The organism is Actinomadura sp. NPDC048394 (genome assembly GCF_040651755.1).
Taxonomy (GTDB): domain Bacteria; phylum Actinomycetota; class Actinomycetes; order Streptosporangiales; family Streptosporangiaceae; genus Spirillospora; species Spirillospora montaniterrae.
In genome coordinates this window covers 1-16,373 of sequence record NZ_JBEZJL010000003.1, presented here as the reverse complement: position 1 = coordinate 16,373, position 16,373 = coordinate 1, and the positions used below count along the sequence as shown (strand labels likewise).

At 74.3% G+C, this 16,373-nt stretch carries 13 protein-coding genes and 1 pseudogene; 4 read left to right on the top strand and 10 right to left on the bottom strand.

Going from position 1 to position 16,373, the window contains the following annotated elements:
- Positions 1-98: 98 nt before the first annotated feature.
- From hemB to AB0C78_RS02275, 7 genes and pseudogenes are all read right to left on the bottom strand, one after another.
- Positions 99-1,082: a porphobilinogen synthase gene (gene hemB / locus AB0C78_RS02305; RefSeq protein WP_360740772.1), complete on the bottom strand. Its 984-nt coding sequence runs from the start codon at positions 1,080-1,082 to the stop codon at positions 99-101.
- A 55-nt stretch (positions 1,083-1,137) separates the two neighbouring features.
- Complete coding sequence (locus AB0C78_RS02300; protein ID WP_360741099.1) at positions 1,138-2,667, bottom strand: uroporphyrinogen-III synthase; 1,530 nt, start codon at positions 2,665-2,667, stop codon at positions 1,138-1,140.
- Positions 2,668-2,789: 122 nt separating this feature from the next.
- Positions 2,790-3,710, bottom strand: a complete 921-nt coding sequence (hemC, locus tag AB0C78_RS02295; protein WP_360740770.1) for a hydroxymethylbilane synthase — start codon at positions 3,708-3,710, stop codon at positions 2,790-2,792.
- A 390-nt stretch (positions 3,711-4,100) separates the two neighbouring features.
- Positions 4,101-5,390, bottom strand: a pseudogene (locus AB0C78_RS02290) (glutamyl-tRNA reductase); the annotation flags it as partial.
- Between the two features lie 157 nt (positions 5,391-5,547).
- The gene (locus tag AB0C78_RS02285; protein WP_151545943.1) at positions 5,548-6,291 is read right to left on the bottom strand and encodes a redox-sensing transcriptional repressor Rex; all 744 of its coding nucleotides are present in this window, start codon (positions 6,289-6,291) and stop codon (positions 5,548-5,550) included.
- Positions 6,292-6,638: 347 nt separating this feature from the next.
- A complete protein-coding gene (locus AB0C78_RS02280) occupies positions 6,639-6,914 on the bottom strand; it encodes a glutaredoxin family protein (RefSeq protein ID WP_151545944.1) in 276 nt (91 codons plus the stop codon).
- Between the two features lie 2 nt (positions 6,915-6,916).
- Complete coding sequence (locus AB0C78_RS02275) at positions 6,917-8,293, bottom strand: antibiotic biosynthesis monooxygenase (protein ID WP_360740767.1); 1,377 nt, start codon at positions 8,291-8,293, stop codon at positions 6,917-6,919.
- 198 nt (positions 8,294-8,491) lie between these two features.
- Here AB0C78_RS02275 and AB0C78_RS02270 point away from each other — a divergent pair, with 198 nt between their 5' ends.
- From AB0C78_RS02270 to AB0C78_RS02255, 4 genes are all read left to right on the top strand, one after another.
- Positions 8,492-9,118, top strand: a complete 627-nt coding sequence (locus AB0C78_RS02270; RefSeq protein ID WP_151546422.1) for a sigma-70 family RNA polymerase sigma factor — start codon at positions 8,492-8,494, stop codon at positions 9,116-9,118.
- 76 nt (positions 9,119-9,194) lie between these two features.
- Positions 9,195-9,398 carry a hypothetical protein gene (locus AB0C78_RS02265; protein ID WP_151546421.1) on the top strand — a complete coding sequence of 68 codons (204 nt, stop codon included), beginning with the start codon at positions 9,195-9,197 and terminating at the stop codon, positions 9,396-9,398.
- A gap of 10 nt (positions 9,399-9,408) precedes the next feature.
- Positions 9,409-10,284 (top strand): HAD-IB family hydrolase, encoded by an 876-nt coding sequence (locus tag AB0C78_RS02260; RefSeq protein WP_360740765.1) that lies wholly within the window; start codon positions 9,409-9,411, stop codon positions 10,282-10,284.
- A gap of 76 nt (positions 10,285-10,360) precedes the next feature.
- Positions 10,361-13,549 (top strand): BTAD domain-containing putative transcriptional regulator, encoded by a 3,189-nt coding sequence (locus tag AB0C78_RS02255; protein WP_360740763.1) that lies wholly within the window; start codon positions 10,361-10,363, stop codon positions 13,547-13,549.
- Here the strand turns inward: AB0C78_RS02255 and AB0C78_RS02250 are convergent.
- From AB0C78_RS02250 to AB0C78_RS02240, 3 genes are all read right to left on the bottom strand, one after another.
- A complete protein-coding gene (locus AB0C78_RS02250; protein WP_360740761.1) occupies positions 13,527-14,303 on the bottom strand; it encodes an ABC transporter permease in 777 nt (258 codons plus the stop codon). The two genes, AB0C78_RS02255 and AB0C78_RS02250, sit on opposite strands and share 23 nt — an antisense overlap.
- Positions 14,300-15,286 carry an ATP-binding cassette domain-containing protein gene (locus AB0C78_RS02245; RefSeq protein ID WP_360740759.1) on the bottom strand — a complete coding sequence of 329 codons (987 nt, stop codon included), beginning with the start codon at positions 15,284-15,286 and terminating at the stop codon, positions 14,300-14,302. Before AB0C78_RS02245 ends, AB0C78_RS02250 begins: the two co-directional genes overlap by 4 nt.
- Before the next feature lie 64 nt (positions 15,287-15,350).
- Positions 15,351-16,178: a hypothetical protein gene (locus AB0C78_RS02240; protein WP_360740757.1), complete on the bottom strand. Its 828-nt coding sequence runs from the start codon at positions 16,176-16,178 to the stop codon at positions 15,351-15,353.
- Positions 16,179-16,373: the final 195 nt, after the last annotated feature.

Here is a 16,373-nt window from a genome sequence, read left to right as displayed (position 1 = left end):
TGGAGCTTTCTCCCGGCGGGCGCATGAGGGTTCCGAGGGGGCGCGCGGGGGTGCGGGTGGTGCCGGTGGTGCGGGGGGCGTGCGGGGCGGCTCGCGGGTCAGCGCAGCTTCTTCGCCACTTCCGTGGCCCAGTAGGTGAGGATCATGTCGGCGCCCGCGCGGCGGATCGCGACCAGCGACTCCATGATGGTGCGGTCCCGGTCGATCCAGCCCTTCTCCGCGGCGGCCTCGATCATCGCGTACTCGCCGCTGACCTGGTAGGCGGCGACGGGGACGTCCACGGCGTCGCGGACCCGGCGGACGATGTCGAGGTAGGCCCCGGCGGGCTTCACCATCACCATGTCGGCGCCCTCGTCGAGGTCGAGGAACACCTCGCGGAGCGACTCGTCGGCGTTGGCCGGGTCCTGCTGGTGGGTGGAGCGGTCGCCGAACTGCGGGGCGCACTCGGCGGCGTCGCGGAACGGGCCGTAGTAGGCGGAGGCGTACTTCACCGAGTACCCGAGGATCGAGACGTCAGTGTAGCCGCCCTTGTCGAGGGCCTCGCGGATCACGCCGACCTGCCCGTCCATCATCCCGGACGGGCCGACCACCTGCGCCCCGGCGGCGGCCTGCGCGACGGCGATGGAGGCGTACCGCTCCAGCGTCGCGTCGTTGTCGATCTCGCCGCCGGCGGTGAGGATGCCGCAGTGCCCGTGGTCGGTGTACTCGTCCAGGCACAGGTCCGTCATGACCACGATGGCGTCGCCGAGGTCGGACGCCAGGTCGCGCAGGGCCAGCTGGACGATCCCGGCGGGGTCGTCGGCGGCCGAGCCGGTGCCGTCCTTCACCGCGGGGATCCCGAACAGGATGAGCGCGCCGACGCCCGCCTCGGCCGCCTCGTGCGCGGCCTTGCGGAGGCTGTCGCGGGTGTGCTGCACGACGCCCGGCATCGACGCGACCGGCTGCGGCTCGGTGATGCCCTCCTTGACGAACATCGGCAGCACCAGGTCGGCGGGGGCGAGCCGGGTCTCGGCGACCATCCGGCGCAGCGCGGGCGTGCGCCGCAGCCGCCGCGGCCGCGCGACGGGGAACTGAGCAGACATGATCCTTCTTTCCCGGTGCCCGGCGCGGGCCGCGCCGGGCCCGGTCGGCGGGCTCTTACTTGCGGCGCCGGGCTCCCCGGCGCATCTGGCTGGGCTTGCGCAGCGGGTCGCCGGCCTCGATCTGGGCCGCCCGCCGCTTGGCACCGTACTCCGCGAGGGCCTCAGCGAGCGCCGATACCGACGGTTTGTCCGCCATCACGTCGACGCGCAGCCCGTACTCCTCGGCGGTCTTGGCGGTCTGCGGGCCGATCACCGCGATCACCGTGACGTTGTGCGGCTTGCCGGCGATGCCGATCAGGTTCTTCACCGTGGACGACGAGGTGAACAGCACCGCGTCGAACCCGCCGCCCTTGATCGCCTCGCGGATCGGGGCGGGCGGCGGCGCGGCCCGGACCGTCCGGTAGGCGGTGACGTCCTCGCACTCCCAGCCGAGCTCGGTGAGCTTGGCGATGAGGGTGTCGGTGGCGATGTCGGCGCGCGGCAGCAGCACCCGGTTGATCGGGTCGAGGTCCTCGTCGTAGGGCGGCCACACCTCGGCGAGGCCCTCGCTGGACTGCTGCCCGGACGGGGTCAGGTCGGGGTGGATGCCGAACTCGACGAGCGCGGCGGCGGTCTGCTCGCCGACGGCGGCGACCTTCAGCCCGGCGAACGCGCGGGCGTCCAGGCCGTAGGCGACGAACTTCTCCCGGACGGCCTTGACCGCGTTGGTGGAGGTGAACACCACCCACTCGTAGCGTCCGGTGACGAGGCCCTTGACGGCCCGGTCCATCTGCTGCGGGGTGCGCGGCGGCTCGACGGAGATCGTCGGGACCTCGTCGGGGACGGCGCCGTACCCGCGGAGCTGGTCCGACAGCGACGCGGCCTGCTCCTTGGTGCGCGGCACCAGCACCCGCCAGCCGAACAGCGCCTTGGTCTCGAACCAGGACAGCTTGTCGCGCCAGGACACCACGTCCCCCACGATGATCATCGCGGGGGCCTCCATGCCCTTGGTGTCGGAGGCCAGCTTCTGCAGGGTGGAGACGACGGTCTCCTGCTCGGTGGTGGTGCCGAGGCTGGTCATCGCGGCGGGCGTCGAGTCCGGGCGGCCGGCCGCGACGAGGCCCTTGGCGACCTCGGCGACGGCGCCCTCCGCGCCGAAGATCACGAGGGTCGCGTCGGACCCGGCGAACTCCTCCCAGTCGACGCCGCCATCGGAGGCGTCGACGAACCGGAACTCGCGGTGCTCGGGGTCGGTCAGCGGGATGCCCGCATAGCCGGGCACACCGGTCACGGCGGACACGCCGGGGACGACCTCGAACGGCACCCCCGCCTTGCGCAGCGCGGCGCCCTCGGTGGCGAACCCGCAGACGACGCCGGGGTCGCCGTGGAACAGCCGGACGACGCGGCGCCCCGCCTTCGCGGCGCGCGACGCGAGCTTCACCGGGTCGCCGTCGGCGGTGTCGAGGACCTCCACGTCCGCGCGGCAGTGCGCGAGGACGTCGGCGGGGCAGTGCGCGCGGCTGACCACGACGGTGTCGGCGCGCTCCAGCTCGGCCGCGGCGCGCAGCGTCAGCAGGCCCGGGTCGCCCGGGCCCATCCCGACGATCGCGACCGTGCCGGGGTCGGTGGTACGGCTCGGCCGGCCGGCCGTGGTCGATCCGGCGGCGGCCGATCCGGCGGCGCCCGGGCCGGCGGCCCCCGGGCAGGCGGGGCTCTGGCTAGCGGGGCTCAATCGCGCTCCCCCATCAACTGGTCGGCCCCCTGCGCGAGCAGCCGGTGCGCGAGGTCGCGCCCCAGCGTCTCGGCGTCGTCCGGGTGGCCGCTTGCGGACAGCCTGATCTGCCGGCTCCCGTCGAACGCGGCGACGGTCGCGGTCAGATGCAGTTCTTCTTCTACTTCGGCAGCGTATGTTCCCACGGGCGCGGAGCAACCGCCCTCCAGGACGGCGAGCACCGTCCGCTCCGCGGTCACGCAGGCCCTGGTCATCGGGTCATCGACCGTTCCAAGCAGCGCACGCAGCTCCGCCCGGTCGGCGCGGCATTCGAGCGCGAGCGACCCCTGCCCGGGCGCCGGCAGCATCTGGTCGGGGTCGAAGACCTCCGCGACCGCGTCCAGCCGGCCGATCCGGCGCAGCCCCGCGTGCGCGAGCACCACCGCGTCCAGCTCCCCGTCGGCGACCTTGCGCAGCCGCGTGTCGGCGTTGCCGCGGATCGCGACGACGTCCAGGTCCGGGCGCATCGCGCGCAGCTGCGCGACGCGGCGCGGCGACCCGGTGCCGACGCGGGCGCCGCGCGGCAGGTCCGCCAGCTTGCAGGGGCCGCACAGGGCGTCGCGCGGGTCGTCGCGGACGGGGGTCGCGGCGAGCGCGATCCCCTCCGCGGGCCCGGTCGGCAGGTCCTTCAGCGAGTGCACGGCGAAGTCCACCTCACCGGCCAGCAGCCTGTCGCGAAGCGCGTTGACGAAGACACCCGTCCCGCCGATCTGGGCGAGCAGCGCCTTGGAGACATCACCTTCGGTCGTTACCCCGACCAGCTCCACGGCATGCCCGGTGGCCTCCGTCAATGCGTCCGCGACCAGCCGCGACTGCGTCATCGCCATGAGGCTCTTGCGGGTGCCGAGCCGCAGCGGGCCCCTGTCCGCGGTACTCAATGCGCTGCTCCACTCACTGCCCTGCTCCGACCGTAGGGCGGGCGGCGCGCTCCACGGCCCCCGCGTTCACGACTGTGCTCCTTCACCGCGCGGCGCGCCGCCGCGGGCGCTGACCGCCCGGACGCTCGCGGCCTGCGCGTTCACCGTGCCGGCGTCGACCGGGTCCGCCGCCGCGTCCGCGGGGCCGCCGCTCACGCAGTCGGCCTCGGCGCAGTCCGCCCGCGTCACCCGCGCGACCTCAGCCGCCTTCGCCGCGTCCGCGACCCGCGTCCCGCCGGACCCGTCCGCGGCACGGGTCCCTTCCACCGTACGTGCGGAACCGCTCCAGGGCGCCGAGGCGCTCCCGGGCGCCGGCTCCCCGGCGTCGTCGTCGGGACGCATGTCGGCGCGCGCGACCGCCACCGGCGCCTTCGGGTCCAGGTCGAACAGCCGGCGCAGCGCGTCGGCGTAGGAGTCGCCGCCCGGCGCCGCCGCCAGCTCCTTCACCCGGACGGTCGGCGCGTGCAGCAGCTTGTCCGCGACCCGCCGGACGGTCTGCTGGATCTCCCTGACGGCCCGCTCGTCCAGCTCCGGCAGCCGGCCCGCGAGCCGGGTCAGCTCCGACTCCACGACCGCGGCGGCCTTGGTGCGCAGCGCGACCACGGTCGGCGCGACCGCGGCGGCGCGCGCCGCGCTGAGGAACGCCTCGACCTCGTCCCGGACGATCCGCCGGACCGCCTCCACCGCCTCGGGGCCGATCGCCCGCGCGGCCTCCTGCGCGGTGCGCAGCTCGTCCAGCCCGGCGAGCCGCACCCCGGGCAGCGCGCCGACGGCCGGGTCCACGTCGTGCGGGAGCGCCAGGTCCAGGAAGAACCGGTCCCGGCCGTCCGCCCCGACGCCCTGCGCGGCGACCTGCGGCGCCGTCAGCACCAGGCCCGTCGCGCCCGTGCAGGACACCACCAGGTCCGCGTCGGCGATCGCGGCGTCCAGGTCCGCCAGCTCCACCGCCCGCGCCGGCACGTCCAGCGACTCCGCCAGCCGGACGGCGTTGGCGTGCGTGCGGTTGGCGACCACGACCTCGCCGGCCCCGGCCCGGCTCAGCGTCGCCGCCGCCAGCGAGCTCATCGACCCCGCGCCGACCACCAGCGCCCGCACCCCGGCCAGCGGGCCGAGGTGCCGCGCGGCGACCTCCAGGCCCACGCTGACCAGCGACGCGCCCGCCTGGTCGATGCCCGTCTCGGCGTGCGCGCGCTTGCCGACCCGCAGCGCCTGCTGCAGCACGTCGTGCAGGTCGCGGCCGAGCGTCCCCTCGTCCTGGGCGAGCCGGAACGCCTGCCGCAGCTGCCCGAGGATCTGGCCCTCGCCGACGACCATCGACTCCAGCCCGCACGCGACCGCGAACACGTGCTGGACGGCCCGCTCCTCGTAGTGCACGTACAGGTGCCGGGACAGCTCGTCCAGCGGCACGCCGGAGTGCAGCGCCAGCAGCTCGGAGATCGCCGAGACGCCGCCGTGGAACTTGTCGACCACCGCGTAGATCTCGACCCGGTTGCACGTCGACACGATCGCCGTCTCGGCGACGTTCGCGGACTCGTGCACCGCGTGCAGCAGCTTCGCCAGGTCGTCCCCGGTCACCGCCGTCCGCTCCAGCACCGGCACGGGCGCGCTCCGGTGGCTGAGCCCGACGACAAGAACACTCATGCTGCGCCTCCCGCGGGCCTCCGCGGCTCCGTTCGCCGCCGTCTCGCTCTCCCCGACCAGCCGACCCCGCCGACCGCCACGGCCTCGTCGCCCTGGTCGCTCGTTCCTCGCTCCCGCCGCTCCTCGGTCCGGACGACGCCGCGCCGCTTCGACCCGCTCATGCCTCAACCGCCTCTACGTACTGCGTGGCGCCGGGAGGGGCGTCGCCGCTCGCCAGGGGGGCGTAGTCGTCCGGGCCCCCGGCCTTGCGCTGCTCGTGGAACGCGAGGATCTGCAACTCGATGGACAGGTCGACCTTCCGCACGTCCACGCCGTCGGGCACCGACAGCACGACGGGCGCGAAGTTCAGCACGCTCGTCACGCCTGCGGCCACGACGCGGTCGCACACCCCCTGGGCGGCGGCCGCCGGGGTCGCGATCACGGCGATGGACACGCCGTGATCGGCGATCACGTCCTCGAGCCGGTCGGTGTGCTCCACGGTCATGCCGGAGATCTCCTGGCCGACGATCGCCTCGTCGGCGTCGAGCAGGCCGGCCACCCGGAACCCGCGGGACGCGAATCCGCCATAACCGGCCAATGCACGGCCCAGGTTACCGACACCGATGATGGCGACCACCCAATCCTGGGTGAGACCGAGCTCACGCGAGATCTGGTAGACGAGGTACTCCACCTCGTAGCCGACGCCGCGGGTGCCGTAGGAGCCCAGGTGGGACAGGTCCTTGCGGAGCTTCGCCGAGTTCACGCCGGCCGCGGCCGCCAGTTCCTCGGACGAGACGGTCGCCACACCGCGCTCCTGCAGCCCGGTGAGGGCCCGCAGGTAGACGGGCAGGCGCGCGACGGTGGCTTCGGGGATGCCGCGGTCCGCGCGGTCGCGGTGGTTGCGGTTCTGTCGAGATGTCACGGCCTGCTCTTCGGGGCTCGACGCTGGGGGCGGGGCCCGAGAACCCCTCACCCCGGCTCGAGGCCGGACCGCACGGCCGCGGCCGGACCGCCCCAGGGCTATCCATCAGGTTAAGCCTTTGTGAATACGCGCACAAAGTGCCCCCCGGACGGCGGACGCGGCCGCCGGAGCGCGCGCCGCCGCCCAAAGCCCGTCCAGCAGCGGGTTTCGTGACCGTACCCGCGGGCCGGGCGCCCGGCGCGGCGCGGCGCGGTGTGACCGATGAGACATCCGCCGGCCCGCGTTCCAGGCCCGTCCGGACCCGCGCGGGCGCGGCGGGGCCGGGTCGGGAGGCGCGGCGGGACGGGTCAGGAGGCGGCGCGGGCCTTGGCGATGGCGGCGCGCAGCCGGTCCTCGTCGACCCGCCAGAAGTCGTGCTGGACGCCGTTGATCAGCGTGACCGGGATCTGCTCCCAGTACTCCCGGGTGTCCTCCTCGGACCGGGTGATGTCCCGCTCGTCCCACGGCACGTCCAGCTCGGCCGCGACGCGCTCGATGATCGCGCGGGCGTCGTCGCACAGGTGGCAGCCCGGCTTGCCGAGCAGCGTGATGCGGACGTCGCCGCCCGGTCCGGTGGCCGGCATGCTCACCTTCCCTGGTGGTCCGGCGCGGGCAGCGGCAGCTTGGCCGCGCCGAGCCGCAGCTCGATCACGTTCGTGGCCAGCACGTGCGTCCGGGACTCGGCGAGGAACCGCTGCAGGTGCGGCTGCCGCCGGTGCACCGCGAACGCCGCCTCGTCCCGGAACAGCTGGTAGAAGATCCGCTGGGTGGGCCCATTCACCACCTCGTGGCAGGCGAAGACCAGCGTGTCCGGCTCGGCCGACCGGACGGCCCGGACCAGCTCCGCGGCGAGCCGGTCGAAGGCGGGCTCCCGGCCGTCCAGCAGCGTGTAGACGGTGATCTGGCCGCACCCGTCGGGCAGGCCGCCGCCGGACGGGCCGAGGCCGCCGAGCGGGCCCGCGAGGGCGCCGCCGGGCAGCGCGGGCTCGGGCACGGCCGGCGGTCCGTCGACGCTGGTCGGCCCGGCCGGGTCGGGGCCGAACGCGGACGGGTCGAAGGCCGCGGGGGCCGGGGACTCGATCGCGGGCGCGTCGGGGAACCGCAGCTCCTCGGCGGGCGCCGGGTCGGGGAAGCGCAGCTCGCCGCGGCGCGGGTCGGCGGGCGGTGTCGGCGCCGGGACGGGCTCGGCCGGCGCGGCGTGCGACGGCGCGTGCTGCGGCCCGGCGTACGCCTGCTCCTCGTAGCCGGTGGCGGGCTCGTCGGCGTACTCCTCGCCGTACTCGTCGTAGCCCTCGTCGTCCTCGTACACCGGGATGGTGCGCATCGCGCCGTACCAGACGAGGCCGGCGGCGCCGCCGAGCGCGATGACCGCGAGCGGGGCGGGCAGGAACCCGCGGGTGCCGCTGACCACGAGCACCCCGGCGAGCGCGACGAGCGCGACCGGGATGAGCAGCTCGCCGGCCTCGCGGTCGCGCTTGCTCGCCAGGTAGGCGGTGACGCCCGTGCAGCCGACCAGCGCGATCACCGCGACGACGTGCGCGCCGTCGATCAGCAGCAGCGGCAGCGCGTCGTAGGTGTCGCTCGGCTTCGGCAGGCTCTTGGACAGCGAGCCCTTGAGCGGGTCGACCAGCAGGATGACGATCGCGACGACCGTGTAGGAGATCGTGAACAGCCAGGCGCCGAACCGGACCTGGACGTACCGGGCGATCAGCTCGATCATGCCGAGGGCCAGCCACACCGGTCCGATGAGCGCGGCGCCGAGCTCCATGACGCGGAAGAACAGGCCGTTGTAGCCGGCCATGAAGCCGATGGCCATGCACAGCAGCGCGAGCGTCAGTCCGACCTGGGTGAACGACCAGGCGATGAGGTAGAGCAGCCGGTCCTTGTAGGCGCGCTGGACGAGCAACCCGGTGGCCGCGAGGGCACCAAGGGTCGCAACGAACGCGATGAGGGCATCGACCATGGCGTCCCCATGGTGCCCGATCGCGGGCGATGAGAGGTAACCGCCGTCTTCACCGGGCGCTCGCGGAGCGCCCGGCCCTGGTGCGGCGGCGCACGGATTCGCGGGCGGGGAGGGCCCCGCACCCATTGCCTGCCGTACGGATCGGTATCTAGAGTGGCAGATCGCGTCGGAGGTCGCGTACGCCCCGAGGAGACCTGCATGAGCAGCTTGGCCCTCGAAACCCGGGTCGTCCCGCTTCCTCGGCGTTCCCGGGAGTCCGCCGCCGGCGCCGACCGCGCCGAGGTGCTCAAGGCGCTGGTCCTGCGGGCCCGCGAGGGCGACGCCGAGGCGTTCGGCTCCCTCTACGACCACTATGTCGAGCTGGTCTACCGGTACGTCTACTACCGCGTGGGCGTCCACTCCCTTACCGAGGACCTCACCAGCGAGACGTTCCTGCGCGCGCTCCGGCGGATCCGCGACTTCCGCTGGCAGGGCAAGGACTTCGGCGCCTGGCTGGTGACCATCGCCCGGAACCTCGTCGCGGACCACTTCAAGTCGGGCCGCTACCGGCTGGAGGTCTGCACGGCCGACCCGGTCGAGCCCGAGCGCGCGCAGGAGGGGCCGGAGCGGGCCGTCCTGGACGCGATGACGCACCGGACGCTGCTCGCCGCGGTCCGCCGGCTCGGCTCGGAGCAGCAGGAGTGCGTGGTGCTGCGGTTCATGCACGGGCTGTCGGTGGCCGAGACCGCGCTGATCATGGACAAGAAGTCGGGCGCGATCAAGGCGCTGCAGTACCGCGCCGTGCGCTCGCTCGCCCGGATGCTCCCCGACGACCTGCGCGGCTAGCCTCCAATCTTATTGGACGACCTGTCAGTTAAGGGCGGGCCGTAACCCGCCGCGCCGTCCGGTCGTTCTTGCGGGCGTGAGGAGCAGGTACGACAAGAGGGCCGAGGCGGGCCGGCGGCTCGACGGGCTGCGCCCCGGCCGGGCCGGGTCCGCCGAGCCGGGCCCCGACCCGCGCTTCCGCGCGATGCTGCGCGAGCGCCTGATGACCGCCGCCGGAGACGCCAGTGACAACGATCGCAATGAGGCGCGGGAGGACGGCCGGAACGCGCGTGTTGATTAGGCTCGGGCGTATGCGGCGATTCTGGCAGCGCGGCAAGGACGAGGACCACGTGAGCGCCGGGGAGGCGGCCGCCGCGGCGGCGGCCGAGCCGAGCCCGCTCCCCGAGCCGGACCCCGCCGCGGCGGCGTTCTTCGACGTCGACAACACGATGATGCGCGGCGCGTCCATCTACTACTTCGCGCGCGGCCTCGCCGCCCGCAAGCTGTTCACCATGCGGGACCTGGCGATGTTCGCCTGGGGACAGGCGGCGTTCCGGCTGCGCGGCACGGAGAACTCCGAGCACATCGGCAGCGCCAAGGAGGCCGCGCTGGCGTTCGTCGCCGGGCAGCGGGTCGCCGGGATCGTCCGGCTCTCCGAGGAGATCTACGACGAGGTGATGGCCGACCGCATCTGGCACGGCACCCGCACCCTCGCCCTCCAGCACCTGGACGCGGGGCAGCAGGTGTGGCTGGTCACCGCCACGCCCGTCGAGGTGGCCCGGACGATCGCGCACCGGCTCGGGCTGACCGGCGCGCTCGGCACCGTCGCCGAGACCCGCGACGGCGTCTACACCGGGCGGCTCGTCGGGAACCTGCTGCACGGCCCGGCGAAGGCGGAGGCCGTCCGGGCGCTCGCGGCGCGCGAGGGGCTGGACCTGTCCCGCTGCTCGGCCTACAGCGACTCGATCAACGACCTGCCGATGCTGACGGCCGTCGGGCACCCGCACGCCGTCAACCCCGACGGGGCGCTGCGCGAGCACGCCAAGGAGCATGGCTGGCCGATCCACGACTTCCGGACCGGCCGGAAGGTGACGATGGTCGCGCTGCCGGCCGCCGCGGGCGCGGGCGCGCTGGCGGGCGGCGTCGCCGCCGGGATCGCGCTGCGCCGCCACTACCGGACGAACTGAGACCGCATGAACCGGGGCGATCGCCCGCAACTCGCGACCTATCGCGAGTTGCGGTGACACGCTCTACGCTGTCGGTGTGAGGACCGCCCGGGTGAAGGTCGAGCTGGCGCTGCTGTCGCGGGTCGCCTGCCGCGGACGCGACGTCACCGGCCCCCGGCTGCGCGACCTCCTCGCGCTCCTCGCGGCCGGACCGCGCACCGGCCTCGGCGTGAACCGGCTGGTCGAGGGCCTCTGGCCGGACGAGCGGCCGGAGAACCCGGGCAAGGCGCTGCAGGTCGTCGTCTCCCGAGCGCGGTCGCAGCTCGGCCCCGACGTCATCGCCAGCACCCCGTCCGGATACCGGCTGGGACTGGACGAGTCGGCGGTCGACGCGTCCGCCGTCGTGGCGAGCGCGGCCGAGAGCGCCCGCCGCGCGCGCGAAGGCGACCATGCCGGCGCGCTCGCGCACGCCGAGGAAGGGCTCGCGCTGTTCGACGGCCCGCCGGACGCGTCCGGCGGCGACCCCCTGTCGCCGCTCTCCCAGCTGCGCGCCGACCGGGCCCGGACCTACCGCGAGCTCGTCCGGACGCGCGCGCTGGCGCTGTCCCGGCTCGGCCGCCGCGAGGAGGCGGCCGGCCCGCTCGCCGCCCTCGCCGCCGACCACCCGCACGACGAGGAGATCCTCAACGAGCTGCTGCGCTGCGAGGCAGCGACCGCCGGGCCGTCCGCCGCGCTCGCCCGGTTCGAGTCCTACCGTCGCTCGCTGCGCGACGAGCTCGGCACCGAGCCCGGAGCCGCGCTGCGCGCCGTCCACCAGGACCTGCTGCGCGAGACCGCCCTCGACGGCGCGCCCGCCGTCCGGCGCGGCATCGTGCACGAACCGAACCCGCTGCTCGGCCGCGACGCCGACCTCGCCAACGTCCTCGGGCTGCTGCGCGCCTCCCGCGTCACCTCCATCGTCGGGACGGGTGGCCTCGGCAAGACCCGGCTCGCGCACGCCGTCGCGCACGCCGCCGAGCAGCGGATCGTGCACGTCGTCCCGCTCGCCGGCGTCGCGCCGGACGGCGACGTGGCCGGCGAGGTCGCGTCCGTCCTCGGGGCCGGCGAGGCGCGGGGCGCGCACGCCCGGCCGGGCGGCTCCGGCGACCTCGCCGCCGCGATCGCCGACGCGCTCGGCCCCGGCCCGGCGCTGCTCGTCCTGGACAACTGCGAGCACGTCGTGGACCGCGCCGCCGGCCTCGTCGGCGCGCTCGTCTCGATGACCCGCGACCTGCGCGTCCTCACCACCGGCCGGGCGCCGCTCGGCCTGTCGTCGGAGTCGGTGTACCCGCTGCCCGAGCTGGACGAGGCGACCGCCGCCGAGCTGTTCGAGCAGCGCGCCCGCGCCGCCCGCCCGAACGCCGACCTGCCCGCCGCGAAGGTGCGGGAGCTGTGCCGCCACCTGGACGGCCTGCCGCTCGCCGTGGAGCTGGCGGCGGCGCGGGTGCGGGTCATGTCGGTCGCGGAGATCGCCCGCCGGCTGGACGACCGGTTCGCGCTGCTGCGCGGCGGCGCCCGCGACGCGCCCGCCCGGCACCGCACCATGCACGCGGTCGTCGACTGGAGCTGGAACCTGCTCGACCCGCGGTCCCGCGCCGCGATGCGGGCGCTGTCGGTCTTCCCCGGCGGGTTCACCGCCGGCGCCGCCCGCCACCTCGTCGGCGACGACGTCCTGGAGATCCTGGAGGACCTCGCCGACCAGTCGCTGCTCGTCGTCGCCGACACCGGCGCCGGGACCCGCTTCCGGATGCTGGAGAGCGTCCGCGAGTTCAGCGCCGCGCACCGCGAGGAGGCCGGCGACACCGAGCGGGCCGTCACCGGCCTGCTCGCCTGGGCGCGCGGTTTCGGCACCGCCCACCACGAGCGGCTGTTCGAGGCCGAACCGCTCGAGACGATCGAGCTCGTCCGGGCCGAGCAGGACAACCTCCAGCAGGCGCTGCGGCACGCGCTCGCCCGCCGCGACGGACCGTCGGCCGCCGCCGTGACCGCCGTCCTCGGGGCCCTCTGGACGATCGAGTCCGCCTTCACCCGGCTGTCCGCGCTCGCCGGGGAGGTCTCGGGGGTGCTGACCATGTTCCGGCCGGCGCCCGAGGAGGTCCCCACCACCCGGGCCGCCCTCGCGCTGTGCTCCATGATCTCGCTGGTGCTGAAGGGCCCGCAGGTGACGCGCACGCTGGTCGCGCTGCGCCGCCTCCCGCCGCCCTCACCGTCCACGCTGGGCGGCGCCATGGCGCTCGTCGTCCGGTCCGCGCCGGAGATCCTCGCCGAGGGCTCCACCACCCTCGACGAGCTGCGTGCGAGCGGCGAACCGCTGCTCGCCGGCATCGCCGACGTCGTCGCCGGATACGTACTGGAACGGGCCGGCGACCTGCACGGGGCGCTCGCCGCCACCGAGGTCGTGCTGAAGGCCGCCGAGGCACCGGTCACCCCCTGGGTCGGGCTGGCCGCCCACTCCCGGCTCAGCGAACTGCTCATGCAGGTCGACGACAACGAGCGCGCCCTGACGCACCTGATGGCCGCCCTGCGGCTGATGGAGCAGTACCGGTGGCGCGACATGTTCGGGCTGCACTGGGCGATCGCGGGCGTCCACCTCCACCTCGGCCAGTACGACGAGGCGGAACGCTGGCTCGACCGGTCCCTGGTCGCCGGGCCTGAGGAGTCCTACGGCACCGCCGCCTTCGACCTCGGCGCGCGCGCGGAGGTCGCGCTCGCCCGCGGCGACACCGGCACTGGGCTGCGGCTGTGGCGCGAGGCCATCGGCCGGCTGGAGCGCGACGCGGACCCGTCCATCGAACCCGCCTTCGACCCCTGGACGCTGGAGTCGCACATCGCCGCCGTCGTCGCGCACGCCCGGCACGGCCGGCTCGACCTCGTCGAGGACATCGCCGCCGCGCTCCCCGCCAAGCTGGCGGCGCTGCTGGGCGACCCGCCGCTGCCCGTCCCGGCGTTCTTCATGGACCTGCCCGTCCAGGGCGGCATCCTGCTCGCCCTCGCCATGATCGACCTCGCCCGCGGCGGCGACCCGGCGCGCGCCGCCCGCATGATCGCGCTGGCCGAGCGGCTCAACTTCGTCCGGACGTTCCAGCCGACGATGGCACCGGACGCCGCCCGCCGCACCGCCCAGGACGCCGCCGGGCCGGCGTACGCCGACGCGGTGTCGGAGTACGCCGGCCTCGACCGGGACGGGCTGCGGGACGCCGCCCGCGCGGCGCTGCGCGCCTGGGTCAGCGCGACGGATCGCGGTTGAACAGCCACTTCGACCACAGGTAGCCGACCGCCGCGACGCCCACGCACCACGCGACCGACACCGCCGCGTCGTGCCCCGCGGGCTGCCCCATCAGCAGCTTCCGCAGCGCCTCGATCATCGGCGTGAACGGCTGGTACTCGGCGAACCACCGCACCCCCGCCGGCATCGAGTCCGGCGGGACGATCGCGCTGCCGAGGAACGGCAGGAACTGGATCAGCAGCGGCGAGTTGCTCGCCCCCTCCGGGCCCTTCGCCAGCAGCCCGAGCGCCACCGCGAACCACGTCAGCGCGAACGTCAGCAGCACCATCAGCCCCGCCGCGCCGAGCCAGCCGCCGAGCCCCGCGTCCGGCCGGTACCCCATCGCGACCGCCGCCAGCACCGACAGCACCAGGCTGATCAGGGTCTGCATCATGCTGCCCACCACGTGCCCGGTCAGCAGCGACGACCGCGCGATCGGCATCGTCCGGAACCGGGCGATGACGCCCTCCGTCATGTCCACCGCGACCGCCACCGACGGCGACATGCAGCCCGACGCCACCGCCATCAGGATGATCCCCGGCGTCACGTAGTCGATGTAGTCGACCCCGCCGACACCCTTGCCGAGCGCCTTGCCGAACACGCCGACGAACAGCAGCAGGAACAGGATCGGCGTGATGATCGAACTGACCGACAGCGACGGATAGCGCAGCGCGTGCCGCAGATTGCGCCGCAGCATCGTCGCCGAGTCCGCCGTCACCTGGGAGATCGCGGTCATCGCGAGGCCACCTTCCGCTCGTCGTCCTGCTGTTCTCCGGCGTCCCCGGCCGTGTCGCCGGTGAGGGCGAGGAACACGTCGTCCAGGTCGGGGGTGTGGACGGAGAACTCCTCCACCTCGATCGCCTCGTCCTCCAGGCGGCCGAGCAGCGCCCGCAGCGACCGGACGCCCCCGTCGCTCGGCACCTGCAGCGTCAGCGCCTCGTCGTCGCGCGCCGACACCGGCAGCACCCGCGCCGCCGCGTCCAGGCCGTCCGGGCCGGCCAGGCGCAGCACCACGTGGCCGCCCGGCACCATCCGCTTGAGCTGCTCCGACGTGCCCTCCGCGACCAGCCGGCCGCCGTTCAGCACGCCGATCCGGTCGGCGAGCCGGTCCGCCTCGTCCAGGTACTGGGTCGTCAGGAAGATCGTCACGCCGCCGGCGACCAGGCTCCGCACCATCTCCCACATCGCCCGGCGGCTGCGCGGGTCCAGGCCCGTCGTCGGCTCGTCCAGGAAGATGATCTGCGGCTCGGCGACCAGCGTCATCGCGATGTCGAGCTTGCGCCGCATCCCGCCGGAGTACGTGGACGCGAGCTTCCCGGCCGCGTCCACCAGGTCGAACCGCTCCAGCAGGGCGTCCGCTCGGCGGCGGCCCTCCGCGCGGCCGAGCCGGTACAGGTCGGCCATCAGGATCAGGTTCTCGCGGCCGGTCAGCAGGCCGTCCACCGCCGAGTACTGGCCCGTCACGCCGATCGCGCGCCGCACCCCGTCCGGGTCCCGCGCCACGTCGCGTCCCGCGACCCGCGCCTCCCCGCCGTCCGCGCCGATCAGCGTGGACAGGATCTGGACCGCCGTGGTCTTGCCCGCCCCGTTCGGTCCCAGCAGCGAGAAGACCGTCCCGCGGGGCACCTCGAAGTCGAGCCCGTCGAGCACGACCTTGTCCCCGAACGCCTTCCGCAGCCCGACCACCTCGATGGCCGTCTGCACCGGTTTCGTCGTCATGCCACCGACTCTGCGCGCGGCCGCCTTCAGCCCGCTTTCACCGCGGTTTCAGCGGGTTTCAGTTTCAGCGGATGTCGGCGGTCGTCAGCGCCTCGGCGAGCATGCCCAACGTCGCCCAGTCGACGAGCCGCGCCGCGCGGATCTCCCCGTACGTCGCGATCTCCACCCACGTCCGCTCGGAATCGGCCTCGACGCCGTGCGGACAGTCCTGCCGCGTCCGCAGCCAGCCCAGCTCCTCGTCAGTGATCTCGACCGAGAACAGATGAGCATGATGCGCCGACACGGTCGCCGCGACCTGCCCGCTCCCGTGCGCGCGGAATCGACGGGGGTCGACCCGCAGGCCGGTCTCCTCCGCCACCTCATCGACCGCCTGCACCAACGGATCCGGGGCGGTCGCCTCTGTTGCTTTCGGAGGAGACGAGCCGCCGGGCAGCTCATGGACGTACCCATCGGGCGTCGAGGCCGGACTACGGAACTCCCGAACCAGCACGACCACCGTCTCGTCCAACGACGGGCCAGGACGGTACAGAGCAACCACGGAGACGTCCGGCCGCGAGATGACGACCTCGTTGTCCTTGATCCGGTCCTCGGCGGCGACATGCATCCGAACATGCAACGCCCAGAAGAACACCGCCCCCGGCTCCTCGCCTGGCTGTTCGTTTGACTCCTGGCCCGGTGTTGACGTCCAGACAGGGCGAGCGCCGAGCAGGGTGTTGCCTGCGTTGCGCTGAGCGGTGTACCAGCGCCGAAAGCTCGCAGTGCGCCGAACCGGCAGCGGAACGACCTGCTCGCCGCGCTCGCCGCGCTCGTCCTGCTTGTCCTGCTCGTCCTGCTCGTGCTGCTCGCGGTGCTCGCCGCTGGTTGCCGGTGTGGTCAGGTCGCCCGTCTCCATGCACAGCATGCTCGTTGCCGCAGAACCGCCCATCAAGCCACACAATTCGCCTTTGACCCATTGGGAGCGTTCGAGCATAGGACGCAGAGGCGGTGGGGGCGGCGCTTGCGTACGGGGCCGCCCCTCCAAAGTCAAGGGCGCCTTCGGCGTCGCTACGCGATGGACTTCGTCCACCCTTGACTTTGGAGCCTCTGC

Bases quoted from the DNA above. Each gene is read 5' to 3' on its own strand.
- hemB (WP_360740772.1), bottom strand. From the start codon at position 1,082: ATGTCTGCTCAGTTCCCCGTCGCGCGGCCGCGGCGGCTGCGGCGCACG.
- AB0C78_RS02280 (WP_151545944.1), bottom strand. From the start codon at position 6,914: ATGCCGGCCACCGGACCGGGCGGCGACGTCCGCATCACGCTGCTCGGC.
- AB0C78_RS02275 (WP_360740767.1), bottom strand. From the start codon at position 8,293: ATGGTCGATGCCCTCATCGCGTTCGTTGCGACCCTTGGTGCCCTCGCG.
- AB0C78_RS02270 (WP_151546422.1), top strand. From the start codon at position 8,492: ATGAGCAGCTTGGCCCTCGAAACCCGGGTCGTCCCGCTTCCTCGGCGT.
- AB0C78_RS02260 (WP_360740765.1), top strand. From the start codon at position 9,409: ATGCGGCGATTCTGGCAGCGCGGCAAGGACGAGGACCACGTGAGCGCC.
- AB0C78_RS02250 (WP_360740761.1), bottom strand. From the start codon at position 14,303: ATGACCGCGATCTCCCAGGTGACGGCGGACTCGGCGACGATGCTGCGG.
- AB0C78_RS02245 (WP_360740759.1), bottom strand. From the start codon at position 15,286: ATGACGACGAAACCGGTGCAGACGGCCATCGAGGTGGTCGGGCTGCGG.
- AB0C78_RS02240 (WP_360740757.1), bottom strand. From the start codon at position 16,178: ATGGAGACGGGCGACCTGACCACACCGGCAACCAGCGGCGAGCACCGC.